Source organism: Pseudomonas sp. FP453, from assembly GCF_030687495.1.
In the GTDB taxonomy this organism is placed as follows: domain Bacteria; phylum Pseudomonadota; class Gammaproteobacteria; order Pseudomonadales; family Pseudomonadaceae; genus Aquipseudomonas.
This window is the reverse complement of sequence record NZ_CP117435.1, coordinates 1,468,072-1,493,030: the sequence shown is the minus strand read 5'-3', so window position 1 is coordinate 1,493,030 and position 24,959 is coordinate 1,468,072. Positions and strand designations below refer to the sequence as shown.

At 60.6% G+C, this 24,959-nt stretch carries 27 protein-coding genes; 12 read left to right on the top strand and 15 right to left on the bottom strand.

Annotated elements, in window-relative coordinates:
* The first annotated feature begins 248 nt into the window (after positions 1 to 248).
* From PSH87_RS06710 to PSH87_RS06690, 5 genes are read left to right on the top strand one after another with little or no spacing between them, the layout of a single operon-like run.
* A complete protein-coding gene (locus PSH87_RS06710) occupies positions 249 to 1,028 on the top strand; it encodes a transporter substrate-binding domain-containing protein (protein WP_305432934.1) in 780 nt (259 codons plus the stop codon).
* A 58-nt stretch (positions 1,029 to 1,086) separates the two neighbouring features.
* Positions 1,087 to 1,815: an ABC transporter permease gene (locus PSH87_RS06705; protein ID WP_017739083.1), complete on the top strand. Its 729-nt coding sequence runs from the start codon at positions 1,087 to 1,089 to the stop codon at positions 1,813 to 1,815.
* Positions 1,812 to 2,522 (top strand): ABC transporter permease, encoded by a 711-nt coding sequence (locus tag PSH87_RS06700; RefSeq protein WP_017739084.1) that lies wholly within the window; start codon positions 1,812 to 1,814, stop codon positions 2,520 to 2,522. Before PSH87_RS06705 ends, PSH87_RS06700 begins: the two co-directional genes overlap by 4 nt.
* 9 nt (positions 2,523 to 2,531) lie before the next feature.
* The gene (locus PSH87_RS06695; RefSeq protein ID WP_305432933.1) at positions 2,532 to 3,650 is read left to right on the top strand and encodes a succinylglutamate desuccinylase/aspartoacylase family protein; all 1,119 of its coding nucleotides are present in this window, start codon (positions 2,532 to 2,534) and stop codon (positions 3,648 to 3,650) included.
* Positions 3,651 to 3,663: 13 nt separating this feature from the next.
* A complete protein-coding gene (locus PSH87_RS06690; RefSeq protein ID WP_017739086.1) occupies positions 3,664 to 4,428 on the top strand; it encodes an ABC transporter ATP-binding protein in 765 nt (254 codons plus the stop codon).
* On the opposite strand, the gene PSH87_RS06685 is transcribed toward PSH87_RS06690, so the two are convergent.
* Together PSH87_RS06685 and PSH87_RS06680 are read right to left on the bottom strand one after the other, a co-directional pair.
* On the bottom strand, positions 4,421 to 5,620 hold the full coding sequence (locus tag PSH87_RS06685; RefSeq protein WP_305432932.1) for a HAMP domain-containing sensor histidine kinase: 1,200 nt from the start codon (positions 5,618 to 5,620) through the stop codon (positions 4,421 to 4,423). The genes PSH87_RS06690 and PSH87_RS06685 overlap by 8 nt on opposite strands.
* Complete coding sequence (locus PSH87_RS06680) at positions 5,604 to 6,281, bottom strand: response regulator transcription factor (protein WP_017739088.1); 678 nt, start codon at positions 6,279 to 6,281, stop codon at positions 5,604 to 5,606. Before PSH87_RS06680 ends, PSH87_RS06685 begins: the two co-directional genes overlap by 17 nt.
* A 132-nt stretch (positions 6,282 to 6,413) precedes the next feature.
* Between PSH87_RS06680 and PSH87_RS06675 the strand changes: the two genes are divergently transcribed.
* From PSH87_RS06675 to pdeM, 5 genes are all read left to right on the top strand, one after another.
* The gene (locus PSH87_RS06675) at positions 6,414 to 6,800 is read left to right on the top strand and encodes a GtrA family protein (protein ID WP_305434267.1); all 387 of its coding nucleotides are present in this window, start codon (positions 6,414 to 6,416) and stop codon (positions 6,798 to 6,800) included.
* Positions 6,772 to 7,707, top strand: coding sequence for a glycosyltransferase family 2 protein (locus tag PSH87_RS06670; protein ID WP_081609294.1), 936 nt, complete (start codon positions 6,772 to 6,774; stop codon positions 7,705 to 7,707). The genes PSH87_RS06675 and PSH87_RS06670 overlap by 29 nt, the downstream gene beginning before the upstream one ends.
* A gap of 30 nt (positions 7,708 to 7,737) precedes the next feature.
* The gene (locus PSH87_RS06665; protein WP_305432931.1) at positions 7,738 to 9,120 is read left to right on the top strand and encodes a glycosyltransferase family 39 protein; all 1,383 of its coding nucleotides are present in this window, start codon (positions 7,738 to 7,740) and stop codon (positions 9,118 to 9,120) included.
* A gap of 61 nt (positions 9,121 to 9,181) precedes the next feature.
* Positions 9,182 to 11,662: a ligase-associated DNA damage response DEXH box helicase gene (locus PSH87_RS06660; RefSeq protein WP_305432930.1), complete on the top strand. Its 2,481-nt coding sequence runs from the start codon at positions 9,182 to 9,184 to the stop codon at positions 11,660 to 11,662.
* On the top strand, positions 11,662 to 12,312 hold the full coding sequence (gene pdeM, locus PSH87_RS06655) for a ligase-associated DNA damage response endonuclease PdeM (protein ID WP_305432929.1): 651 nt from the start codon (positions 11,662 to 11,664) through the stop codon (positions 12,310 to 12,312). Before PSH87_RS06660 ends, pdeM begins: the two co-directional genes overlap by 1 nt.
* 15 nt (positions 12,313 to 12,327) lie before the next feature.
* Here the strand turns inward: pdeM and PSH87_RS06650 are convergent, their stop codons facing one another.
* Complete coding sequence (locus PSH87_RS06650) at positions 12,328 to 12,528, bottom strand: hypothetical protein (RefSeq protein WP_017739094.1); 201 nt, start codon at positions 12,526 to 12,528, stop codon at positions 12,328 to 12,330.
* 107 nt (positions 12,529 to 12,635) lie between these two features.
* Positions 12,636 to 13,202 (bottom strand): dCTP deaminase, encoded by a 567-nt coding sequence (gene dcd / locus PSH87_RS06645; protein WP_017739095.1) that lies wholly within the window; start codon positions 13,200 to 13,202, stop codon positions 12,636 to 12,638.
* A 388-nt stretch (positions 13,203 to 13,590) separates the two neighbouring features.
* On the opposite strand from dcd, the gene PSH87_RS06640 reads away from it, so the two are divergent.
* Positions 13,591 to 13,800, top strand: a complete 210-nt coding sequence (locus tag PSH87_RS06640) for a cold-shock protein (RefSeq protein WP_002554837.1) — start codon at positions 13,591 to 13,593, stop codon at positions 13,798 to 13,800.
* Positions 13,801 to 14,022: 222 nt separating this feature from the next.
* Here the strand turns inward: PSH87_RS06640 and rpoS are convergent, their stop codons facing one another.
* The 8 genes from rpoS to PSH87_RS06600 all read right to left on the bottom strand — a co-directional run bounded on the left by rpoS (position 14,023) and on the right by PSH87_RS06600 (position 21,224).
* On the bottom strand, positions 14,023 to 15,027 hold the full coding sequence (rpoS, locus tag PSH87_RS06635) for an RNA polymerase sigma factor RpoS (RefSeq protein WP_017739096.1): 1,005 nt from the start codon (positions 15,025 to 15,027) through the stop codon (positions 14,023 to 14,025).
* 105 nt (positions 15,028 to 15,132) lie between these two features.
* Positions 15,133 to 15,969: a peptidoglycan DD-metalloendopeptidase family protein gene (locus PSH87_RS06630; RefSeq protein ID WP_305432928.1), complete on the bottom strand. Its 837-nt coding sequence runs from the start codon at positions 15,967 to 15,969 to the stop codon at positions 15,133 to 15,135.
* Positions 15,970 to 16,178: 209 nt separating this feature from the next.
* Complete coding sequence (locus tag PSH87_RS06625) at positions 16,179 to 16,814, bottom strand: protein-L-isoaspartate(D-aspartate) O-methyltransferase (protein ID WP_177325361.1); 636 nt, start codon at positions 16,812 to 16,814, stop codon at positions 16,179 to 16,181.
* 41 nt (positions 16,815 to 16,855) lie between these two features.
* Positions 16,856 to 17,605, bottom strand: a complete 750-nt coding sequence (gene surE / locus PSH87_RS06620) for a 5'/3'-nucleotidase SurE (RefSeq protein ID WP_017739099.1) — start codon at positions 17,603 to 17,605, stop codon at positions 16,856 to 16,858.
* Positions 17,593 to 18,651, bottom strand: a complete 1,059-nt coding sequence (gene truD / locus PSH87_RS06615; RefSeq protein WP_305432927.1) for a tRNA pseudouridine(13) synthase TruD — start codon at positions 18,649 to 18,651, stop codon at positions 17,593 to 17,595. The genes surE and truD overlap by 13 nt, the downstream gene beginning before the upstream one ends.
* Positions 18,648 to 19,121, bottom strand: a complete 474-nt coding sequence (gene ispF, locus PSH87_RS06610; protein ID WP_012722614.1) for a 2-C-methyl-D-erythritol 2,4-cyclodiphosphate synthase — start codon at positions 19,119 to 19,121, stop codon at positions 18,648 to 18,650. Before ispF ends, truD begins: the two co-directional genes overlap by 4 nt.
* Positions 19,122 to 19,175: 54 nt before the next feature.
* Positions 19,176 to 20,021, bottom strand: a complete 846-nt coding sequence (gene fghA, locus PSH87_RS06605; protein ID WP_305432926.1) for an S-formylglutathione hydrolase — start codon at positions 20,019 to 20,021, stop codon at positions 19,176 to 19,178.
* 90 nt (positions 20,022 to 20,111) lie between these two features.
* Positions 20,112 to 21,224, bottom strand: coding sequence for an S-(hydroxymethyl)glutathione dehydrogenase/class III alcohol dehydrogenase (locus tag PSH87_RS06600; protein WP_065926449.1), 1,113 nt, complete (start codon positions 21,222 to 21,224; stop codon positions 20,112 to 20,114).
* A gap of 109 nt (positions 21,225 to 21,333) precedes the next feature.
* Between PSH87_RS06600 and PSH87_RS06595 the strand changes: the two genes are divergently transcribed.
* Complete coding sequence (locus tag PSH87_RS06595; RefSeq protein WP_226455863.1) at positions 21,334 to 22,230, top strand: LysR substrate-binding domain-containing protein; 897 nt, start codon at positions 21,334 to 21,336, stop codon at positions 22,228 to 22,230.
* 128 nt (positions 22,231 to 22,358) lie between these two features.
* On the opposite strand, the gene ispD is transcribed toward PSH87_RS06595, so the two are convergent.
* The 3 genes from ispD to eno all read right to left on the bottom strand — a co-directional run bounded on the left by ispD (position 22,359) and on the right by eno (position 24,802).
* Complete coding sequence (gene ispD / locus PSH87_RS06590; RefSeq protein WP_305432925.1) at positions 22,359 to 23,066, bottom strand: 2-C-methyl-D-erythritol 4-phosphate cytidylyltransferase; 708 nt, start codon at positions 23,064 to 23,066, stop codon at positions 22,359 to 22,361.
* Complete coding sequence (gene ftsB, locus PSH87_RS06585) at positions 23,063 to 23,341, bottom strand: cell division protein FtsB (protein WP_003172294.1); 279 nt, start codon at positions 23,339 to 23,341, stop codon at positions 23,063 to 23,065. Before ftsB ends, ispD begins: the two co-directional genes overlap by 4 nt.
* Before the next feature lie 171 nt (positions 23,342 to 23,512).
* Entirely contained in the window at positions 23,513 to 24,802 is a 1,290-nt protein-coding gene (gene eno, locus PSH87_RS06580) for a phosphopyruvate hydratase (protein ID WP_017739105.1), read from the bottom strand.
* Positions 24,803 to 24,959 lie beyond the last annotated feature (157 nt).

The following is a 24,959-nucleotide window of genomic DNA, read 5'->3' as shown; positions in this document are numbered from 1 at the left end:
GACTGACCCACCGCTATCGCAGGCAAGCCAGCTCCCACAGTTGATCTTCGTATGATCTGAAATGGTGCGCTGAATTTTCAGTGCCCGCTTTCGGGCATCTCCTAAACTCAGATCTCTAGATTCCTACCTATTAAAACGAACATTCGGAACTATGGTTCAGAAATTGCTACCGATGTTGCGTCTGACACCGTTCAGTAACAGTCCTAATCGCGCCACAAGCGCTTATCTTGGTTTCAAGGGATTACATAATGAAAAAAGCATTGCTGACCCTTTCTGCACTGGCTCTGTGCATGGCCGCAGGTTCCGCGTTGGCCAAGGAATACAAGGAACTGCGTTTTGGTGTCGATCCGTCCTACGCGCCATTCGAATCCAAAGCCGCCGACGGCAGCCTGGTGGGCTTCGACATCGACCTGGGCAATGCGATCTGCGCCGAGCTGAAAGTGAAGTGCAAGTGGGTCGAAAGTGATTTTGACGGCATGATTCCAGGCCTCAACGCCAACAAGTTCGACGGCGTGATTTCGTCGATGACCGTGACCACAGCCCGTGAAAAGGCTATCGACTTCTCCTCCGAGCTGTTCTCCGGCCCGACGTCCCTGGTGTTCAAGAAAGGTGCAGGTTTCTCCACGCCGGAGTCCCTCAAGGGCAAATCCGTGGGCTACGAGCAAGGCACCATCCAGGAAGCCTACGCCAAGGCCGTGCTGGACAAGGCCGGCGTGACCACCAAGGCCTACGCCAACCAGGACCAGGTCTACGCCGACCTGACCTCCGGGCGCCTGGACGCTTCGGTGCAGGACATGCTGCAAGCCGAACTAGGCTTTTTGAAGTCGCCCGCCGGTGCCGGCTATGAAGTCAGCGCGGCGATCGATGACCCATTGCTGCCGTCGAAAACGGCGATCGGTATCAAAAAAGGTAACAAAGACCTCAAGGCGTTGCTGGATAAAGGTATCAAAGCGTTACACGATGATGGCACCTACGCCAGCATCCAGAAGAAACACTTCGGCGACCTGAACCTGTACAGCGGTAAATAACACCCTCGCGCCCACCGGCTCCGGTGGGCGCTTTTTTATCGCCATAGGTCCTGAATTCATGTTTGAAGATCTTTTGCAAACCCTGGGGCTGGGTGCCTTCAGCTTGAAGGGGTTCGGCCCGTTGTTGCTGCAAGGGACGTGGATGACCATAAAGCTGTCGGTCGCCTCCCTGGCGGTCAGCGTCGTGCTCGGCCTGCTCGGCGCCAGCGCCAAACTGTCCAGCCTGCGCCTGCTGCGCATCCCCGCCCAGCTCTACACCACCTTGATTCGCGGCGTGCCCGACCTGGTGCTGATGCTGCTGATTTTCTACAGCCTGCAAATCTGGCTGACCGGCTTTACCGACTTTATGGAATGGGACTACATCGAGATCGACCCATTCAGCGCCGGGGTTATCACCCTGGGCTTTATCTACGGTGCCTACTTCACCGAGACCTTTCGCGGCGCGATCCTGGCCGTGCCCCGCGGCCAATTGGAAGCAGCGACCGCCTACGGCCTCAAGCGCGGGCAGCGGTTTCGCTACGTGACCTTCCCGCAGATGATGCGCTTTGCCTTGCCGGGCATCGGCAACAACTGGATGGTGATGCTCAAGGCCACGGCGCTGGTGTCGATCATCGGCCTGGCCGATCTGGTCAAAGCCGCCCAGGACGCCGGCAAGAGTACCTATCAACTGTTCTATTTCCTGGTGGTCGCCGCGTTGATCTACCTGTTGATTACCAGCGCCTCCAACTTTGTGTTGCGCAGGCTTGAGCGACGCTACTCCGCCGGGTCCCGGGAGGCGGTGCGATGATCGAGCTCTTGCAGCAATACTGGCGCCCGTTCCTGTACAGCGACGGCCAGCACATCACCGGGCTGGCCATGACCATGTGGCTGCTCAGCGCCTCGCTGGTGATTGGCTTCCTGGTGTCGATCCCGTTGTCCATCGCCCGTGTGTCACGCAAGCGTTGGGTGCGCTGGCCGGTGCAGTTCTATACCTACCTGTTTCGCGGCACGCCGCTCTATATCCAGTTGCTGATCTGCTACACCGGCATCTACAGCATCGCCGCCGTGCGCGAGCAGCCGTTGCTGGATGCGTTCTTTCGCGACGCGATGAACTGCACCATCCTCGCCTTCGCCCTCAACACCTGCGCCTACACCACCGAGATCTTTGCCGGGGCGATCCGCAGCATGGCCCATGGCGAAGTCGAGGCGGCCAAGGCCTATGGTCTGAGCGGCTGGAAGCTGTATGCCTACGTGATCATGCCTTCGGCCCTACGCCGCTCGTTGCCCTACTACAGCAACGAAGTGATCCTGATGCTGCACTCGACCACGGTGGCGTTTACCGCGACCGTGCCGGATATTCTCAAGGTGGCCCGGGACGCCAACTCCGCCACCTACATGACCTTTCAATCATTCGGCATCGCTGCGCTGATCTACCTGACCGTGACCTTTGCCCTGGTCGGTCTGTTTCGTCTGGCGGAGCGCCGCTGGCTGGCCTTTCTCGGGCCGAGCCACTAAGGAGTTCGCATGCGTCATCAGGTCCATGAACTGATTGCGCCGGTGCCAGGTACGGCGCGGCAGGTTCACAGTTTCCACTTCGGCCCCGAACGGGCCGGGGGCAAGATCTATATCCAGTCGTCGCTGCATGCCGATGAGCTGCCGGGCATGCTGGTGGCCTGGCACTTGAAGGTGCGCCTGGCCGAACTGGCCGCCGCCGGGCGCCTGCGCAGTGAAATCGTGCTGGTGCCGGTGGCCAACCCGCTGGGCCTGGAACAGGTGCTGATGGACATCCCACTGGGCCGCTACGAGCTAGAGAGCGGGCAGAATTTCAATCGCCTGTTTATCGACCTCAGTGAAGCGGTGGGTAACCAGGTCGAGGCATTGCTCGGCGATGACCCACAGCACAATGCGCGATTGATCCGCGCGGCACTGTCCGCTGCCCTCGCGGAGCACACCGCGCAGACGCAATTGCAGTCCCTGCGCCTGGTGCTGCAACGCCTGGCGTGCGATGCCGATATGGTGCTGGACCTGCATTGCGACTTCGAAGCCGTGGCGCACCTGTACACCACGCCCGAGGCCTGGCCGCAGGTGGAACCGCTGGCGCGCTACATAGGCTCGGAAGCCAACTTGCTCGCCACCGATTCGGGCGGGCAATCCTTCGATGAATGTTTCACCCTGGTCTGGTGGCAGTTGCAGCAACGCTTCGGCGAGCGCTTCCCGATTCCCCTGGGCAGCTTTTCGGTGACCGTCGAACTGCGCGGCCAGGGTGATGTGAACCACGGCCTGGCGAGCCTCGATTGCCAGGCGATCATCGACTATCTGATCCACTTCGGCGCCATCGCCGGCGACGTCGCGCCGCTACCCGACCTGCCCTACCCGGCCACCCCGCTGGCCGGCGTCGAGCCGGTCGCCACGCCCGTCGGCGGCCTGCTGGTGTTCCGCGCCCTGCCCGGCGAATACCTGGAAGCCGGGCAACTGATCGCCGACATCATCGACCCCATTACCGACCGCGTAACGCCCGTGCACTGCCAGAAGGCCGGCCTGCTTTACGCCCGTTCGCTACGCCGCATGGCCACTGCCGGGATGGTCATTGGCCATGTCGCAGGTTTAGAGGCCTACCGTAGCGGCTATCTACTTTCGCCTTGAGGATGCACGCCCCATGTACAAATTGACCGTTGAAGGCCTGCATAAACGCTATGGCGACAATGAGGTGCTCAAAGGTGTCTCGCTCAAGGCCAAGACCGGTGACGTGATCAGCCTGATCGGCGCCAGCGGCTCGGGCAAGAGCACCTTTTTACGCTGCATCAACTTCCTGGAAACCCCCAACGACGGCGCCATGACCCTCGATGGCCAGCCGATCCGCATGGTCAGCGACCGCGACGGCATGCGCGTGGCCGACGATGCCGAGCTGCAGCGCCTGCGCACGCGGCTGGCCATGGTGTTCCAGCACTTCAACCTGTGGAGCCACATGAGCGTGCTGGAAAACATCACCATGGCCCCGCGCCGGGTGCTGGGGTGCAGCAAGAAGGACGCCGAGGACCGTGCCCGGCATTATCTGGAAAAAGTCGGCCTGCCCGCGCGCGTGGCCGATCAGTACCCGGCGTTTCTCTCCGGCGGCCAGCAGCAACGGGTGGCCATCGCCCGCGCCCTGGCAATGGAGCCCGAGGTGATGCTGTTCGACGAACCGACCTCGGCCCTCGACCCGGAGCTGGTGGGCGAAGTGTTGAAAGTGATCCAGGGCCTGGCCGAGGAAGGTCGCACCATGATCATGGTCACCCATGAGATGAGCTTTGCACGCAAGGTGTCGAGCCAGGTGTTGTTCCTGCACCAGGGCCTGGTGGAAGAGCAAGGCACGCCGGAGGATGTGCTCGGCCATCCGAAGAGCGAGCGTTTGCAGCAGTTCCTCAGCGGCAATCTCAAGTGAAACGGATGCACGCCCGGAACGTATGACGCGTGCGCCGTGTGTCGAGCTGCCAGCCAGTATGGGCGCAGGCGCGGGCAACGATCTCCAGGCCGAACCCGTAGCCCTGTGACAGGCACTGCTCGTCATGGTTATTGAGGATGACCAAACGCTGCTCGGTGAGGATGACCCGGACTTTCCCGGCGCCATGCTGAGCCGCGTTGCCGAGCAGGTTCTCCACCACACTGCGGGCAATTGCCTCGTGGGCCGCCAGGGTGGCGGCGCCGGTAAATGTCAGGGCGCCTGCGGCAAACGGATAGAGCCATTGATACTTTTCGATCTGCTCGACGACGACCGCACCCAGGTCGATCGCTTCAGGCGCCCTTTGACGTGGCGCCCGGGCCAGGCTCAGAAACAGCTCAATCGTCATTTTCATCCCGGCCAGCGCTCCTTCCATACGCTGCAGGCTGCGCGCCATTTTGTCCGCCCCGCACCCCGGCAGGCGCAGGATTGCCAGGCTGTTGTTGAGGATACTCAGGGGGGTGCGCAGCTCATGGCTGACGTGCCGGGTAAACGCTTGCTCGCGCAGCAGCGCCGCGTTTTGCTGGGTCACCAGTGACGACAGCGTGCGGCTCAATGTGCCGATTTCGTCCTGGCGCTCAACCCCGCTGAAACAGGGCGGTCCGTGGGGTGCTCCAGCCACCTGCGCCGCCAATTGGCTGACCGGCCGGGCAATGGCCCGGGCAATCGCGATGGCGAGGATCGCGCCCAGGATCAGGATCAAGCCGGCCACCGCGCACAACAGCCCGAAGACCTGCCCACGATAGCCTTCGGTTTGGCTGAGGCTGGATTCATCCATGACCAGCACCAGCAACGCCGCTTCGCCGGCCACCTCACTGACCAGCACATGGATGTCCTCCTTCTCGATCTCATGGTGGCCAACGGGCAGGTGTCCGACCGTAGCGGGCAGGTTGGCATCCGTCGACCAGTAGCCTTGGAGGTAGATCGCATTGGGCATCGCGGCGGCGCGGCCCGATTGGGCGTATTTGCCCTGGAACGCCTGCGCCTCCAGGTTCAGGTAGCTGGAGACAATGTAGTCCTCGGTGAGGATCACCGCAGCCCAGATCAGCAGGCTGTAAAACAACGTGATCAACGCCATGAACGGCAGCAGCGCATAGAGGATGCGCGCAAAAAACGAGTCAGTAGGGAATAGCAAGGCGATACCCTTTGCCGTGGACGGTGCGGATCAGATCGTTGCCATGGGGTTTGCCCAGGGCTTGCCGGAGTCGGTAGATGTAGGTGCGCAGTGCGTCGCTCTCGGGCGGATCGCCTTCGGGCCACAGCGCTGCCTCGAGTTTGCGCCGGCTGACGGGCTGCGGTGCCGCATCGGCGAGCAGGCTCAGCAGGCTGAACTGGAGCGCTGGCAGCACGGTGACGATGCCGTGGTGACTCAAGGATTGCACAGTCGAATCAAGCACCAGGTCACCCAGCTGCCTTGGGCTGCGCGACTGACGCGGGGCACCCCGGCGCATCAGCGCACGAATGCGCCATAACAACTCCTGGGGCTCGAACGGTTTTACCAGGTAGTCGTCGCCGCCGACGGCATAGCCCTCTTCCTTGTCGGGCAGCGCGTCACGTGCAGTCAAAAAGATGACCGGGGTCTGAACCTGCTCGTTGCGTAATTGGCGGCAGGTATCAAACCCGCTCAGCCGAGGCATGGCGACGTCCATCACAATCAGGTCGTATTCATGCTTGCGAACACGTTCCAGGCAACTTCGACCGTCGCGAGCGAAGTCTACGTCGTAACCAAATTCGGCCAGATAATCCCCCAGCGAACCTGCCAATACGTGATCATCTTCCACCAGCAATATATCCATTAGAGCCAACTCCAAATTCATACACGCAGCAAAGATCATTCCTTCAGCAACTAACTAAATTCCTACAACAATCGCTCGCCATATTTACGTAACGTGACATTTGATTCACATTCGACCTTATACATTCCCGGCATGCCAAACACACTCGAATTATTAACTCGCTACTTGGGGTCCGGTTGCATCGCCACGTTAGTCCACCTGGTGATATTTACCTGTTTGCTGAAGGGGTGCGGCCCGGTCATTTCAACACTCTGCGCAGGCATCAGCGGGGCCGTGACCGCCTATTGCCTCAACAGGCACTGGGTATTCGCCGGGCGCCAGTGCATTGGCGTGCGGTTTGCCGTCACAGCGGCCAGCCAAGTGGTCGCGAACACGCTCATCGTCGGGTTACTGACCTTCTGGGGCGTGCATCCACATCTCGCACAACTAACGGCAATCGCAGCCGTGACCGTGCAGGGTTTTACGATCAATCATTTCTGGGTATTCAAACATGACATCAAGCGCGCACACCCCCAGTGATCCTCCACCGCCGATAGAACTTACCCTGCTGATTCCCTGCTTTAACGAACAGTGCGTACTGGCGCAATTTCACGCGCGACTCATGGCCATCGTTGAACAATTAAAAATAACTACCGAAGTGCTCTACATCAATGACGGAAGCCAAGATGAAACAGCCGCAATAATCGACCGTTATTCCCTGGATGCCCGAACCAGAAGCCTGCATTTGAACCGTAACTTCGGCAAAGAGGCCGCCATGCGCGCAGGTATCAACGAAGCGCGGGGCCGTGCAGTGATCATCCTCGATTGCGACCTGCAGGACCCACCCGAGTTGATCCCGTTAATGGTGCAGGAGTGGCGCAAGGGCTTTGAAATCGTCAACATGCAGCGCCGCTCGCGGCATTGCGACTCCTGGCTCAAACGCACGACGGCCAGGCTCTACTACGCCGTCATGGACCAGTTGATCGATGACTTCGATGTGCCCAGGGAAGTCAGCGATTTCCGCCTGATCGGACCCAATGCGCTGGCCGCCATTCGCGCCATGGACGACAACGCCGGCGTCCTGAAAATACTGGTGAGTTGGCTCGGCTACCCCACCACCGAAGTGAATTACGACCGCAAGCCGCGCCAGGCGGGCACGTCCAAATGGTCGTCGCTGTCGTTACTGAACCTGGGAGCGGACTCGATTCTGGCGTTCTCTACCCGCCCCTTGCGGATGTACAGCTATTTGAGCGGAATCAGCTTTCTGCTCGGCTCGTTGTGGATCGCCGGCGTGGCGACGTTTGGCGAACTGACCCCTCAGCATCTGCTGCTGCAGGCAATCCTGCTGCTGTGCCTGGGCACCGCCGTGGTGGGCGAGTACGTCGGCCGGGTCCTGATGGTGGTCAGCCCCAGGCCAAAATCCCTGTGCAAACGCGATCAACCTTGAACTCATTTATCCACTTGTGAGGCTAACGGTATGAACCCTTCCGTTTCCATTCGCTTGCTCTGGGCAATCCTGCTTGGCGTACTGCTGGTGCGCCTGGGGACGCTCGGGCTGTATCCACTCATGGACACATCGGAAGCGCGCTACGCGGAAATTGCCCGCAAGATGCTCGCCTCCAACGACTGGATCACGCCAATGTTCGATCACGGCGTACCGTTCTGGGGCAAACCACCACTGTCGTTCTGGGTGCAGGCGCTGAGCATGAAAGTGCTCGGAATCGGGGAATTCGCCAGCCGCTTTTCCAGCTGGTTGCTGCACGCCGCCAGCTGCCTGTTGATCGTGCGCTTCGCCAGCCAGGAGCGAAGCCTGCAGGTCGGATTGACGGCCGCGATCATCTATTCGACGTGCAGCCTCGGGTTCCTCTCCAGCGGCGCCGTGTTGACCGACGGAGCCTTGGCGTTCGCCCTGCTGCTCGCACATATGGGCCTGTGGCGCGGGTTGATGCACGGTGAGCGCGGGTGGGCCCTGGCCGGCTTTTTCGGGCTAGGCCTGGGCCTGCTCGCCAAAGGCCCGCTGGCCCTGGTCCTGATAACGCTGCCGGCCGCCATATGGCTGGCGGTCACCGCCCACTGGCGCCGCCTGCTGGGTCTGCCCTGGCTGTCCGGCAGCGTATTGACGCTTGCCGTGGCCCTGCCCTGGTATTGGCTGGCAGAACAGAAAACCCCCGGGTTCCTGGAATACTTCATCGTCGGCGAGCATTTCAGCCGCTATGTCATCAGCCAATGGCAGGGCGATCTATATGGCAGCGCCCATGCCCAGCCGCTGGGAATGATCTGGCTGCACCTGTTGGCCGGCCTCATGCCCTGGACGCTTTTTTTGCCGCTGCTAGTGAAGCTGCGCGGGCACCTTGGCAGGCAACCCGAATACTTCATCTTTGTGCTGGCTTGGGCGGCTTCGGCGCCGTTGTTTTTCACCATGTCCACCAACATTCTCTGGACCTATGTACTGCCCGCACTGCCGGCCTGGGCGGTATTGCTCGCCGACGTGATCTGCCGGCACATGCGCGCGGCCGTGATCGCTGCCGTAGCGTTGGCGTTGCCGGTGACAGGCTGCGCCTTGATCATCAGCGGCAAGGCAGCCGACCGCCCCCAGAACCAGGTAGCCATCGTGGCGCTCTGGAAAGAGCAACAGGCCGCAGCCCCTGGTGACTTGATCTACCTGGGCTCGCGCTCATACTCGGCCGAGTTTTACAGCGCTGGCTGGGCGCGTCACCGCAAGAACCTGCAACAACTGCCGACGACAGCAAACTTCTATCTGGTGCAACGCCTGGACAAGCCGCAACCCTTGCCGCCGGCCTGCCGCACCATCGGCCAGGCAAACGGCTCGCAACTGCACTACTGCGCCGTGGCGCTTTAGTTAAACCTTTGGTGCAGCGGGAGGGTCTGTGGAATAAGCCCCTTAGAGCGTCAGCCGTCGCATGGCCCCTCACTTCGACTTCGCCAGGCAATGGTTTGCCGCCAGAGGCTGGAAGCCGTTCGCCTTCCAGAAAGACGTGTGGCGTGCAGTCAAGCAAGGCCGCTCGGGCCTGCTGCATGCCAGCACCGGGGCCGGTAAAACCTACGCCCTGTGGTTTGCCGCGCTTAACCGCTTCGCCATCACCCGCCCACCCGTGACGGGCAAACGCAAACCGCCTGCCGAACCACTGACCGTACTCTGGATCACCCCCATGCGCGCCTTGGCTGCCGACACCGCGCGGGCGCTTGAGGCGCCGCTGGCAGCCTTGCAGATTCCCTGGAGCGTTGGCCTGCGCACCGGCGATACCGGCAGCAGCGAACGCGCCCGGCAAACCCGACGTCAGCCCACCGCGCTGGTGACCACCCCGGAAAGCCTGACGCTGATGCTGGCGCGGGCCGACAGCGAGACAAGCCTGGGGCACCTGCGCATGGTCATCGTGGATGAATGGCACGAACTGATCGGCAATAAACGTGGCGTGCAGCTGCAACTGGCGCTGGCAAGGTTGCGCCGCTGGCATCCCGAGTTGGTGGTGTGGGGGATTTCGGCGACGTTGGGTAATCAGGCTCACGCCCTGGAGGTATTGGTCCCACACGGCGAAGGAATCAACGTGCAGGGGCAAACCGCCAAACAGCTGATTGTCGACACCTTGCTGCCCGCCGTGACCGAGCGTTTTCCATGGGCCGGACATCTGGGTTTGAAAATGCTGCCGCAGGTCGTGGCGGAGGTGGCGTCCAGCCGCAGTTGCCTGGTATTTACCAATACCCGGGCGCAGGCGGAAATCTGGTACCAGGCCTTGCTCGAAGCGCGCCCTGATTGGGCCGGGTTGATTGCCCTGCATCACGGCTCGCTCGCCAGGGAAACCCGTGACTGGGTGGAACGGGCACTGAAAGACGGCCAGCTCAAGGCCGTGGTGTGTACGTCGAGCCTGGACCTGGGTGTGGACTTCCTGCCGGTGGAACGGGTGCTGCAGATCGGCTCGGCCAAAGGCGTAGCCCGCCTGATGCAACGCGCCGGGCGCTCCGGCCATGCACCGGGGCGGCCATCGCGGGTAACACTGGTGCCGACCCATAGCCTGGAGCTGATGGAAGCGGCCGCTGCCCAGGACGCGATCGCCCAGCGCCGTATCGAAGCCCGCGAATCGCCCCACAAGCCTTTGGATGTGCTCGTACAGCATTTGGTGAGCATGGCATTGGGCGGCGGGTTTACCCCCGATGCGCTGCTCGCTGAAGTGCGCAGCGTGTGGGCCTATCGCGAACTCACCGAGGCTGAATGGGCCTGGGCGTTGGGGTTTGTGCGCCATGGCGGCCTGTCGCTGACGGCCTACCCGGACTACCGTCGCGTCGAACCTGACGAGCACGGCATTTGGCGCGTCCCGGATGCGCGTCTGGCACGTCGGCATCGCATGAGCGTGGGCACTATCGTCAGCGATGCCAGTATCCAGCTGAAATTCTGGAGCAAGGGCGGCGGCGGCAAAAACCTGGGCAGTGTCGAGGAAGGCTTTATTGCCCGGCTCAAGCCGGGGGATGGCTTTCTGTTTGCGGGGCGCTTGTTGGAGTTGGTACGTGTTGAAAACATGACTGCCTATGTGCGCCGCAGCACCGCGAAAAAAGCCGCCGTGCCGCGCTGGAATGGCGGGCGCATGCCACTCTCCAACGAGCTGGCCCAAGCCCTGGTCGAGCGTTTTGACGCCGCCGCGCACGGGCATTTTGACGGCCCGGAGATGGTGGCGGTACAACCATTGCTGCGCACCCAGTTACGCTGGTCCGGTTTGCCGACCCGCAAGCACTTGCTGGCCGAGACGCTGAAGTCGCGGGAAGGCTGGCACCTGTTTCTCTACCCGTTCGCCGGGCGCCAGGTACACCAGGGGTTGGCGAGCCTGCTGGCGTGGCGGGTCAGCCAGTTGCAGCCTGTGACCTTCTCGATTGCCGTCAACGACTACGGGCTGGAGCTGTTGAGCGCCACGCCGGTGGATTGGCCGGGTGTATTGAATGACGCACTGTTGAGCCCGGAGCAGTTGTTGACGGATGTTGCCGCCAGCCTCAACGCCGGCGAGCTGGCCCTGCGGCGCTTTCGTGAAATCGCCCGCATTGCCGGGCTGGTGTTCGCCGGCTATCCGGGCGCACCCAAAAGCACGCGGCAGGTGCAAGCCTCCAGCGGTTTATTCTTCGAGGTGTTCAAGCAGTATGACCCGCAAAACCTCCTGCTGGCCCAGGCCGGGGAAGAAGTCCTGCGCAATGAGTTGGATATTCGTCGCCTGGAAGAGACGTTGCGCCACCTTTCGGCCCTGGAACTGGAGCTGCATGTCATCGAACGACCAACGCCCCTGGCCTTCCCCCTGCTGGTAGAGCGTATGCGCGAAAGCCTCAGCTCGGAAAAACTGTCGGAGCGCATTGCAAGGATGGTCAAGGATCTGGAGCACGTCGCGGATCATGGGAAGCGCTGATGCATTATTCACTGACGCTGGAAGGCGAGGAATTATGGCTGCTGGCGGACAAAGCGGTGTATTGGCCCGCGCGCCAGTGCTTGTTGATTGCCGATGCGCATTTTGGCAAAGCGTCGGCGTATCGCAGCCTGGGGCAGCCGGTGCCGCAGGGCACCACCACCGACAACCTGCTGCGGCTGGATCGGTTGCTGTCAGCGTACCCCTGCACGCACATGATCTTCCTCGGCGACTTCCTGCACGGACCCGGCTCTCACGCCAGCGGTACGCTGCACGCGCTTGAGGCCTGGCGTACACGCAACAGGGCGCTGCACATCACCTTGATTCGCGGCAATCACGACAAACGTGCAGGCGACCCGCCCTTGGGCCTGAGGATCGACGTGGTAACAGAGCCGCTGCTGATAGGCCCCTTTGCGCTACAGCACGAACCGCACGCGCATGCCGATTACCACGTACTGGCGGGGCATGTGCATCCGGTCTATCGCCTGCGCGGCAAGGCTCGGCAAAGCTTGCGCCTGCCATGCTTCCAGATCGGCAGGCGAATCAGCCTGCTGCCGGCGTTTGGCGCGTTCACCGGCGGGCATGACGTGGCACAGGGCAGTGGCTGCCAACTCTTTGTGATCGGCGATCATCAGGTTTGGCCAGTCGATTGACTGGCCCACTGGGGGTCAGGCAACTGGTGCGGGAGGCGGTTCATCGGGAACCGTAGGCGAGCCGGGCTCTTCAATGGGCTGTGGAGAGTCTGGATCAGGTTGGCCTGGGATGCCGCCCGCGTAAGCGGGATTGGCCATCAGTGACCAGGCCAGAACACCAATCTGGTTGGGTTCAAGCCGGGCAAGTTCGGCACTGATTCGCGGGTCGATCTTCATAGGGAACTCCTCAAGCGTGGCTCGGCGCGTTGTGCACGCACCGAGGCAGTACACCCAATAGAGTGCCTTCCCGCTGACAAATTCCCTTTACGTGTAAGACCTTTCGATCAAGCGCGCGGGAGGGTGACGCCGCGCTGGCCCTGGTACTTGCCTGCACGGTCTTTATAGGACACTTCACAGGCCTCGTCGGACTGCAGGAACAGCATTTGCGCCACACCTTCGTTGGCATAGATCTTTGCCGGCAAGGTGGTGGTGTTGGAGAACTCCAGGGTCACGTGACCTTCCCACTCGGGCTCAAGCGGCGTCACGTTGACGATAATGCCGCAGCGCGCGTAGGTGCTCTTGCCCAGGCAGATGGTCAGCACATCGCGGGGGATGCGGAAGAACTCCACGGTGCGCGCCAGGGCAAAGGAGTTTGGCGGAATGATGCATACGTCGCTCTTGACGTCGACGAAGCTCTTTTCGTCAAAGTTCTTCGGATCGACGATCGCCGAGTTGATGTTGGTGAACACCTTGAACTCATCGGCGCAACGCACATCGTAGCCGTAGCTGGAAACACCGTACGAAATCACAGGGCTGTCGCCTTCGCCACGGATCTGGCGCTCAACGAAGGGTTCGATCATGCCGTGCTCTTGCGCCATGCGGCGAATCCACTTGTCCGATTTGATGCTCATGGCGGTGTCCTGAATAGCGAGGTGGAAAAATTCTGTTGGGCATCTTACCGGGGCCGGCGTTGGGGTTCAAAGGGCGTCGGGCTTTTCTTCACGACAGGCCTGCCTGCCATAAGCCGCAGCCAGCGGGGCCGGGACCCTGCTTGTGGCGACCAGTGGCGATAAATACCACCGCCAGTCACGAAAATAGAGAAACCTTCGGAAATACCATTGGCACGTTCCGGAAAAAGGGTTAAGGTGGCGCCACTGTGCTGCTTGTGTCACTGAGAATCTCTACACGATATGTTGAATTTCGATCCAACCATCTCCAAGAATTTTTCCTGCTCTTTGCACTCAGTCTCGGCCAGGGCTTTTCCTGAGTCGCAGTTAACTTTGTCCAAGGAGATACACCATGTCTAATCGCCAAACTGGTACCGTTAAGTGGTTCAACGATGAAAAAGGCTTCGGCTTCATCACTCCACAATCCGGTGACGACCTGTTCGTTCACTTCAAAGCTATCCAATCCGACGGCTTCAAAAGCCTGAAAGAAGGCCAACAGGTTTCTTTCATCGCTACCCGCGGTCAGAAAGGCATGCAAGCTGAAGAAGTTCAAGTTATCTAACTTGTACTGACTTAGTCGAAAAAACCCCGCCCTTAAAAGCGGGGTTTTTTTATGCCTGGGATTTGGTTATTCCGGGCATAAAAAATGTGGGAGCCAAACCTATGTGGGAGCTGGCTTGCCTGCGATAGCATCACCTCGATGCAACTGATAAACCGAGGTGATGCTATCGCAGGCCAGCCAGCTCCCACACAAGCCCAGCTCCCACACTTTCAGCGTGCGCCGTTATTGAAACAACGACTCACTCGACAAGCCATTTTTCTCCAGGATCTCACGCAAGCGCTTGAGCCCTTCCACCTGGATCTGCCGCACCCGCTCACGGGTCAGGCCAATCTCCAGGCCGACATCCTCCAGGGTACTGCTCTCATGGCCGCGCAGGCCGAAGCGGCGAATCACCACCTCACGCTGCTTGTCCGTAAGCTCAGATAGCCACTGGTCAATGCTTTGGGAAAGATCATCGTCTTGCAACAGCTCGCAAGGATCTGTAGGCCGATCATCTGTCAGGGTGTCCAGCAGGGTTTTATCCGAATCCGGACCCAGCGAGACATCGACCGAAGACACGCGCTCGTTCAAGCCGAGCATGCGCTTGACCTCCCCTACCGGTTTCTCCAGCAGGTTGGCGATTTCTTCGGGCGAAGGTTCATGATCGAGTTTCTGGGTAAGCTCACGCGCCGCCCGCAGGTAGACGTTGAGCTCCTTGACCACATGGATCGGCAACCGGATCGTGCGGGTCTGATTCATGATCGCCCGTTCGATGGTCTGGCGAATCCACCACGTGGCGTAGGTCGAAAAGCGGAAGCCCCGCTCCGGGTCGAACTTCTCCACCGCCCGGATCAAGCCGAGGTTGCCTTCCTCGATCAGGTCCAACAGGGACAGCCCACGATTGACATACCGCCGGGCGATTTTCACCACCAGGCGCAGGTTGCTTTCAATCATGCGCTTGCGCCCGGCCGGATCGCCCTTTTGCGACAAGCGCGCAAAATGGACTTCTTCTTCGGGAGTCAGCAGAGGGGAAAAACCGATTTCATTGAGGTACAGCTGGGTCGCATCGAGCGCCCGCGTGTAATCAATGTATTTGTGTTGCTTTAACGCGGTGGAGTTCTTGGATTTGGTGCGAACTGAAGGTACAGCAGGTCCCTCATTCGACATCGATTCCGTATCGGTGTGCTCTCCCATAAGGAGAAGCTCATCGTCGATGTCAAACTCCGGCGCTTCTTTACTGAGAGCCATTGTTATAGTCCTTTGGTGAGTTCGACCTCAAGCTCAAGCGTCGCCTTTATCCTTGGCAACACTGGAGCCTGTTCCTTCTACGTGAGGGAACAGGCTGACAACAAATCAACGACGGGGTAGGAATTGCAGCGGATCTACAGGTTTCCCTTGGCGGCGAATCTCAAAGTGCAGTTTCACCCGGTCTGTACCAGTTGACCCCATTTCGGCAATTGTCTGTCCGACTTTGACCTGCTGCCCCTCCCGAACCAACAGCCTGCGGTTATGTCCGTAGGCACTGACGTAGGTATCGCTGTGTTTGATGATGACCAGCTCGCCGTAGCCCCGTAAACCACTCCCGGCGTACACCACTGTCCCATCAGACGCAGCTAAAACAGGCTGTCCCAAATCCCCGGCGATATCAATGCCTTTATTCAAACTACCGTTTGAAGAGAATTTTCCAATCAGCACCCCGTTTGAGGGCCATCCCCAACCCGTCGGTGCCGGTCCGGCAGGCGGCAGTGGCGCAGGTGCAGGCTTGCTCGCAACCGCAGGTGCGGCGGTGCCTGCAGGCCGGGTGATGATGGTGGTTTTGCTCGACGACGACGGCGAAGACGTGCTGTTTGTGACCACGGTCGCAGGCGTTGAACCGGTGCGTCCGTCAAAGCGAATCGTCTGACCCGGATGTATCGTGTATGGCACAGGAATATTGTTACGGGCTGCGAGTGCCTTGTAATCCCAGCCATAACGGAAGGCGATCGAGAACATCGTGTCGCCCTTGCGCACCACATATTGCCCGGTGGTCACCGTCGGCTTTTGCGGTGCTGCGCTGTTGCGGTCAACCACCCGCGCGCCGCTGCTTGGCGAGCTGGAACACCCTGCCAACAAGGAACTCAAGACAAGGCCAAGCACCAGTCGCTGAAAGCTTGTTTTACTCATACGCTGCGCAAGACCTGTGAGACTCACCCGCCGCTCCCTTTATGGTGGCTGAACATGAATGCCTGTATCAGGCTTGAAATATGACGCAAGTATAACTGGGCATTGGGTTTTTACCGGCACACGACTGAAACGAAAAATTCATCATGTTTAATCCCGGCGACCCATCATGTTGACTCTACAGACCCCGGCGTAAGACACATCCTCGCCAGCAGAATTCACTGCCGGCGCATAAATGATCAGGCCAGCGGGCCATTGAGCAACGGGACGAAGCGCACAGCGCCCAGTACATGCCGTGAAAAACCTTCGTCTTCACGGATGATGAGCATCAATTGTTGCACTTCGCCGGAGCCCACCGGGATCACCAACCGCCCGCCCGGGGCCAATTGATCGAGCAACGCCTGGGGCACATCAGTGGCCACCGCGGTGACGATAATGCCGTTGTAAGGCGCCAGTGCCGGCCACCCTTCCCAACCATCGCCCCAGCGAAACACCACGTTGCGCAGGTTCAACTCGGCCAGGCGCTCCTTGGCGCGGTCCTGCAGGACCTTGATGCGCTCCACTGAAAACACCCGCTCCACCAACTGCGACAGCACCGCCGTCTGGTAGCCCGAGCCCGTGCCGATCTCCAGCACCTTGTCCAGCGGCCCCGCCGCCAGCAGCAACTCGCTCATGCGCGCGACCATGTACGGCTGGGAAATGGTCTGGTTGTGGCCGATGGGCAGCGCGGTGTCTTCATAGGCGCGGTGCGCCAAGGCCTCGTCGACAAACAAGTGCCGAGGCGTACGCCGGATCACTTCCAGCACCTGGGCGTTGGACAGGCCCTCTTCATAAAGGCGCTGGATCAAACGCTCACGGGTACGCTGGGAAGTCATCCCGATGCCCCGGCGCAGCAGGTCGTCTTGTTCGCGGCCCATCAGTTCAGCGCCTCCAGCCAGCCATCGAGGCTACTGAAGGCATCACTGAAGGTGCGATCAAGTTGCAACGGCGTAATCGACACATAACCTTGCATCACCGCATGAAAGTCAGTGCCCGGGCCGCCGTCTTCGGCATCGCCGGCGGCGGCGATCCAATACCCTTCCTTGCCACGCGGGTCGACCACCTTCAACGGCGCTGCCGCACGGGCACGATGGCCCAGGCGCGTCAGCTGGATGCCACGGATGCGGTCGAGGGGCAGATTGGGGATATTGACGTTGAGCACCGTACGCGGCGGCAGGTCCAGGGAACCATGGGCCTCCACCAGCTTGCGCGCGAAATAGGCGGCGGTTGGCAGGTTGTCCAATTGGCGCGAAGCCAACGAGAAGGCGAACGAAGTACGACCGAGGAAACGCCCTTCAAGAGCCGCCGCCACGGTACCGGAATACAGCACGTCGTCACCGAGGTTGGCGCCGAGGTTGATACCCGACACCACCAGGTCCGGCTCGCGGTCCAACAGGCTGTTGATCGCCAGATGGACGCAGTCGGTGGGGGTGCCGTTCACGCTGATAAAGCCGTTGGCCAGAACCTGCGGGTGCAGCGGACGGTCGAGCGTCAGCGAACTGCTGGCGCCGCTCTTGTCCTGGTCGGGGGCAACCACCACGCACTCGGCGTAGTCTTCCAGCGCAGCATAGAGCGCGGCAAGACCGGGTGCGGTGGCACCGTCATCGTTTGATATCAGAATACGCATGGGCTGTCCGTCTGCCCCACCGGCACCAGATCAACAAGCTCGCGCACCAAGACAGTGGCGAAGCATCCGGCCGGCAGGACGAATTCCAATTGCAGAATGTCAGGCCCGGGATAATGCCACGTCAACCCGCCAATGGGCAGTCGCAGAATGCGCCGCTCCTGGCTCATGCCCGCATTCACCAGCCAATCGCGCAGCTCGGCTTCGCTGGCGGCGACGGCCTGTTCCAGCGCATGGGTCGCACCGCTGGCGGGCGAATCGCCCTCCCCCCACTGCGGCCCGGTCGGGTGCAGGTCAAGGATCGCCAGGCGCGGGTCGCTGCATTCAGCCTCGCCGGCCGGGAAAAAGCTGCGGCTGTCGGTAAATGCCAGCAGGTCACCGACTTGGGCGCGCTGCCAGGAACCGTCGGCAACACGTGCCGCCAATACCTTGTTGAAGAGGAAACTGCGCGCCGTGGACAACAACCGCGAACGCACATTGCGCTGCTCCGGCAAGGCTTTGCGCGCCGCCCACTCACGGGCGTCAACCACGTTGCCGCCGTTGTGGCCAAAACGCTGGGCGCCGAAGTAGTTGGGAATGCCGTGTTGGGCAATCAGTTGCAAGCGCGCGTCGATGGCCGCGGTATCACCGGCCAACTGGGTCAGGCGCAAGGTGAAGCCGTTCGCCGAATGCGCACCGCGTTGCAACTTGCGTTTGTGGCGGGCGATCTTGAGGATCTTGAGCGTGTCGTTTTCCGCACCGCTCATGTCTGGATCCGCCTTGCCCGGCAACTGCACGCTGAACCACTGGCGCGTCAGCGCCTGGCGATCCTTGAGCCCGGCATAACTGACGGTACGCAACGGCACGCCAGCGGCCCTGGCGATGCGCCGCGCGGCTTCTTCGGTATTGAGGCCACGCTTCTCGACCCACAACCACAGGTGCTCGCCATCGCCGGTCAACGGGATGTCCAGCACTTCATCGACCTGGAAATCTTCAGCCGTAGCCTTCAGCACGGCACTGCCCAACGCCTCGCCATAGGCCCGTGGGCCTAACAGTTGCAGGTCGTTCATGCGCGCAGCAACAAGGCGACGGAGTGCACCGCAATGCCCTCTTCACGACCGGTAAACCCGAGCTTTTCGGTGGTGGTGGCTTTCACGTTCACTTGATCCAATTCAATTTGCAGATCCGCGGCAATCAGCGCGCGCATCGATTCGATATGGGGGGCCATTTTCGGCGCCTGGGCCACGATGGTGTTATCGACGTTGCCGACCTTCCAGCCCTTGGCGTGGATCAGGCCCACGACGTGGCGCAGCAGGACGCGACTGTCCGCACCCTTGAAGGTGGGATCGGTGTCTGGAAAATGTTTGCCGATATCCCCCAACGCCGCCGCGCCGAGCAAGGCATCGCTCAAGGCATGCAACACAACGTCGCCGTCGGAATGAGCCAGCAACCCATGATGGTGTGCAATGCGCACGCCCCCCAAGGTGATGAAATCGCCCTCAGCGAAACGGTGCACATCGTAGCCGTGGCCAATACGCATAAAAAAACGCCCCGATTTAATTCAGGGCGTGATTCTACCTACTTTTGCCACACATTAACCGAGCAAAGCACGGCCATGATGTCGCAAATGCTCTTCGATGAAGCTGGCGATAAAGAAGTAGCTGTGGTCGTAGCCGGGTTGCAGACGCAGTTCCAGCGGATGGCCGGCCGCCTTCGCCGCTTGTTGCAAGGCTTCGGGCTTGAGCTGCACGGCGAGGAAGTCGTCGCGATCGCCCTGGTCCACCAGCAATGGCAGCTTTTCCGCGGCTTCGCTGATCAGCACGCAAGCGTCCCACTCACGCCACTTCGAACGCTCCTCCCCCAGGTAACGGGAGAAAGCTTTCTGGCCCCACGGGCAATCCATCGGGTTGTTGATCGGCGAAAACGCCGACACCGACAGGTAACGCCCGGGATTGCGCAGCGCACAGACCAGCGCACCGTGGCCGCCCATGGAGTGACCGCTGATACCGCGCTTATCCGAAGCAGGGAAATGCGCTTCGACCAACGCCGGCAATTCCTGCACCACGTAGTCATGCATCCGATAGTGCTTGGCCCAGGGTTCCTGGGTAGCGTTCAGATAAAAGCCCGCGCCAAGACCGAAGTCCCATGCGTTGTCCGGATCACCCGGCACGCCGGGACCGCGCGGACTGGTGTCCGGCGCAACGATGATCAGCCCCAGCTCGGCAGCCATGCGCTGGGCGCCGGCCTTCTGCATGAAGTTCTCATCGGTGCAGGTCAGGCCCGACAGCCAGTAGAGCACCGGCAACTTGCCGCCCTGCTCCGCTTGCGGCGGCAGGTAGACGGCAAAGGTCATGTCGCAACCGAGTACGTGGGAGCTGTGTTTGTAACGTTTGTGCCAACCGCCAAAACTTTTCTGGCAGGAGATATTTTCCAAGGGCATGGGGAGACTCCTAGCTGCAAGTTGCAAGCTTCAAGCGACAAGCAAGGCGTACCCCCACTTGCCGCTTGCAGCTTATAGCTGGCCGCTGCTTCAGAAATGAATGACGGTACGGATGCTCTTGCCTTCGTGCATCAGGTCAAACGCCTTGTTGATGTCTTCCAGGCCCATGGTGTGGGTAATGAAGGTGTCCAGCGGGATCTCGCCGGTCTGGGCCATTTCCACGTAGCTTGGCAATTCGGTACGCCCGCGCACGCCGCCGAAGGCCGAACCGCGCCAGACGCGACCGGTCACCAGCTGGAATGGACGGGTGGAGATTTCCTGGCCAGCACCGGCAACACCGATGATCACCGACTCGCCCCAGCCTTTGTGGCAGCACTCAAGGGCGGCGCGCATCAGTTGCACATTGCCGATGCATTCGAAAGAAAAGTCCACGCCGCCGTCAGTCAAATCGACAATCACATCCTGAATTGGGCGATCGTAGTCTTTCGGGTTGATGCAGTCGGTGGCGCCCAGTTGCTTGGCGATTTCGAACTTGGCCGGATTGATATCGATGGCGATGATGCGCCCCGCCTTGGCCTTGACCGCACCGATCACCGCCGACAGGCCGATACCGCCAAGGCCGAAGATGGCCACGGTGTCGCCCGGCTTGACCTTGGCCGTGTTGAGCACGGCACCGATACCGGTGGTGACGCCACACCCCAGCAGGCAGACTTTTTCCAGCGGGGCTTCTTTAGGAATCTTGGCCACGGAAATTTCCGGCAGCACGGTGTACTCGGAGAAAGTCGAGGTACCCATGTAGTGGAAAATCGGCTGGCCCTTGTAGGAGAAACGCGTGGTGCCATCCGGCATCAGGCCTTTGCCCTGGGTGGAACGAATGGCCTGGCACAGGTTGGTCTTGCCCGACAGGCAGAATTTGCACTTTCCGCATTCCGGGGTGTACAGCGGGATCACGTGGTCGCCGACCGCTACCGAGGTCACGCCTTCGCCGATGGCTTCAACCACCGCACCGCCTTCATGGCCGAGGATCGACGGGAAGATGCCTTCCGGGTCCGCGCCCGACAGCGTGTAGGCGTCGGTGTGGCACACGCCGGACGCGACCACGCGCAACAGCACTTCGCCAGCCTTGGGCATGGCGACATCCACTTCAACGATCTCAAGGGGCTTCTTGGCTTCGAAGGCTACGGCGGCGCGGGACTTGATCATCCGGGTTTCTCCAGGGAGTTAAAAACTGAGGCGCAGAGTGTAAAACATGGTCGAGTGATGAATAATCCAGGCAAAAGCAAAACATTATTGCCACACAGGGATAATCGCGATGTTGGAAAACCGCTGGGAAGGTATCGACGAATTCGTCGCGGTCGCCGAATGCAGCCAGTTCACGGCGGCAGCGGAGCGGTTGGGCGTGTCGTCGTCCCACATCAGCCGGCAAGTGGCACGCCTGGAAGAGCGGCTGCAAACGCGCTTGCTGTATCGCAGTACCCGCAAGGTCACGCTGACCGAGGCCGGCCAGACCTTTCTGCAGCATTGCCAACGCTTGCAGGACGGCCGCGAAGAGGCCCTGCGCGCGGTCGGCGACCTTACCAGTGAGCCCAAGGGCATGTTGCGCATGACCTGCGCCGTGGCCTACGGCGAGCGCTTTATCGTGCCGTTGGTGACGCGGTTCATGGCGTTGTATCCGCAATTGCGTGTGGATATAGAGCTGAGCAATCGCCAACTGGACCTGGTGCACGAAGGCCTCGACCTGGCGATCCGCCTCGGGCGCCTGCAGGATTCGCGCATGGTCGCCAGCCGCCTGGCACCGCGGCGCATGTACCTGTGTGCGTCACCGTCCTACCTGGCACGGTATGGCAGGCCACATAGCTTGTCGGAATTGACTCGGCATAACTGCCTGATCGGCAGTTCGGACATCTGGCAACTGGCCCAAGACGGGCGGGAATTTTCCCAGCGGGTGCAGGGAAACTGGCGCTGCAACAGTGGGCAGGCGGTGCTGGATGCAGCACTGCAAGGCGTGGGGTTGTGCCAGTTGCCGGATTATTACGTGCTGGAGCATCTGCACAGTGGGGCGCTGGTGTCGTTGCTGGAGGCGCATCAGCCGCCGAACACAGCGGTGTGGGCGCTGTATCCGCAGCAGCGGCATTTGTCGCCGAAGGTCAGGAAGCTGGTGGATTTCTTGAAGGCGGGGTTGGCTGAAAGGCCGGAGTACAGCAGTTGAATATTGGGTGCCTGGGCGGGCCTCATCGCGGGCAAGCCCGCTCCCACAGTTGACCGAGTTGTATCAGGAGAAAGTGATCCCATGTGGGAGCTGGCTTGCCTGCGATGAAGTCAACTCGGTGCAACTGACTACCGCCGGTTAGCCCACCGCAACCGCAACCACTCGAGATCTTCGGGCCGGGTCACCTTGATATTGTCCGAGCGCCCCTCAATCAAGCGCGGCGCCTGGCCGGACCATTCCATGGCCGAAGCCTCATCGGTAATCACTGCATCCGCCACCAAACTGTCAGCCAACGCACGGTGCAAGGCACCGAGGCGAAACATCTGTGGCGTGTAGGCTTGCCAGATCAAGCTGCGATCCACGGTTTCCACCACCCGCCCGTGCTTGTCGACGCGCTTGAGCGTATCGCGGGCCGGCACGGCCAACAGGCCGCCGACGGGGTCATCCGCCAGTTCCATCAGCAACTTGTCGAGATCATCGCGACTCAGGTTAGGTCGCGCCGCATCGTGCACCAGCACCCAATCATCATCACTGGCGCCCAAGGCATTCAATTGCAGCAACGCATTGAGCACCGAACCCGAGCGCTCCGTACCACCGTCGGCACGCTGGATGCGCGGGTCGGCAGCACAGGCCAGGTTGGGCCAGTAGGGATCATCAGCAGCAAGACTGACCACCAGGCCCTTGAGCGCTGGGTGGTCGAGAAAACAGCCAAGGCTGTGTTCGAGAATGGTGCGCCCGCCCAGTTGCAGATATTGCTTGGGACGGTCCGCGGCCATACGGGCACCGACGCCCGCGGCAGGTATCACGGCCCAGAAGGCCGGCAAACCAGTACTCATTGGGCCAACTGGTAGAGGGTCTCGCCCTCCTTGACCATGCCCAACTCATGACGAGCCCGCTCTTCAACGGTCTCCGTGCCTTTTTTCAGCTCAAGCACTTCGGCATCGAGGACGCGGTTGCGCTCCAGCAGGCGTTCGTTTTCGGCGTGCTGGTCGGCAATTTGCTGGGTCAGGTCTTTTACCTGCGCAAAGCTGCCATTACCCACCCATAGGCGGTACTGCAGGCCAGCCAGCAACAAGAGCAAGACGAGGAACAACCAATTGGGACTGCGCATCGAAATCCGGGTATCCAGTGAAAAAAGACAGCCATGCAAAACTTTTGCAGCAACTGATAGCACGAAGCCTGGAAGAACCAGGCTTGTGCTAGATAGCCATGAGATTAGCGTCGAAATCTACACTGTCGTGTTTTTTCCGACGCAATCCGCCGACTTTTTACCATTTACAGCTCAGCCGCGAAACTCGTCGCGACCGTTGTACTTGGCTTTGCCAGCCAGTTGCTCTTCGATACGCAGCAATTGGTTGTACTTGGACACGCGATCGGAACGGCACAGGGAACCGGTCTTGATCTGGCCCGCCGAAGTGCCCACAGCCAGGTCGGCAATGGTCGAATCTTCGGTTTCGCCGGAGCGGTGGGAGATCACGGCGGTGTAGCCCGCAGCCTTGGCCATCTGGATGGCTTCCAGGGTTTCGGTCAGGGTGCCGATCTGGTTGAACTTGATCAGGATCGAGTTGGCGATCTTCTTGTCGATGCCTTCTTTCAGGATCTTGGTGTTGGTCACGAACAAGTCGTCGCCCACCAGCTGGATTTTCTCGCCGATCTTGTCGGTAAGGATTTTCCAGCCATCCCAGTCGGACTCGTCCAGGCCGTCTTCGATCGAAATGATCGGGTAGCGCTGGGTCAGGCCCTTCAGGTATTCGGCGAAACCTTCGGAGTTGAACACCTGGCCTTCGCCGGACAGGTTGTACTTGCCGTCTTCGTAGAACTCGCTGGCCGCGCAGTCCAGGGCCAGGGTCACGTCGGTGCCCAGCTTGTAGCCAGCGTTGGCCACGGCTTCGGAGATCACTTTCAGTGCATCTTCGTTGGACGCCAGGTTCGGTGCGAAACCACCTTCGTCACCTACGGCAGTGCTCAGGCCACGGGCCTTCAGGACAGCCTTGAGGTGATGGAAAATCTCGGTGCCCATGCGCAGGCCTTCGGAGAAGGACTTGGCGCCAACCGGCTGCACCATGAATTCCTGGATGTCGACGTTGTTATCGGCGTGCTCGCCACCGTTGATGATGTTCATCATCGGCACCGGCATCGAGTAGACACCCGGGGTGCCGTTCAGGTTGGCGATGTGGGCGTACAGCGGCAGGTCCTGGTCCTGGGCAGCAGCCTTGGCCGCAGCCAGGGATACGGCGAGGATGGCGTTGGCGCCCAGGCTGCCTTTGTTTTCGGTGCCGTCGAGCTTGATCATCGCCAGATCGAGGGCTTTCTGGTCAACCGGGTCTTTACCCAGCAGCAGGTCGCGGATCGGGCCGTTGATGTTGGCGACAGCCTTGAGTACACCTTTGCCCAGGTAACGGCTCTTGTCGCCATCACGCAGTTCCAGCGCTTCGCGCGAACCGGTAGACGCACCGGACGGCGCGCAGGCGCTGCCAGTGATGCCATTATCGAGAAGCACGTCGGCTTCGACGGTGGGGTTGCCACGGGAGTCGAGAACTTCACGACCTTTGATGTCGACGATTTTTGCCATTGTTGTAAACACTCCAAAGTTGACGAAAACGACGCAGCTGAAGGAAAACTTTTGACCGACCGCAAGGGTGGAACAACGGGGCAGGCTTGCAGGCGACAAGGCTCAGGCCCGGGGGCCTGAGCATTTAGCGTGGGATACTTTACCGGAGAAACGCGGC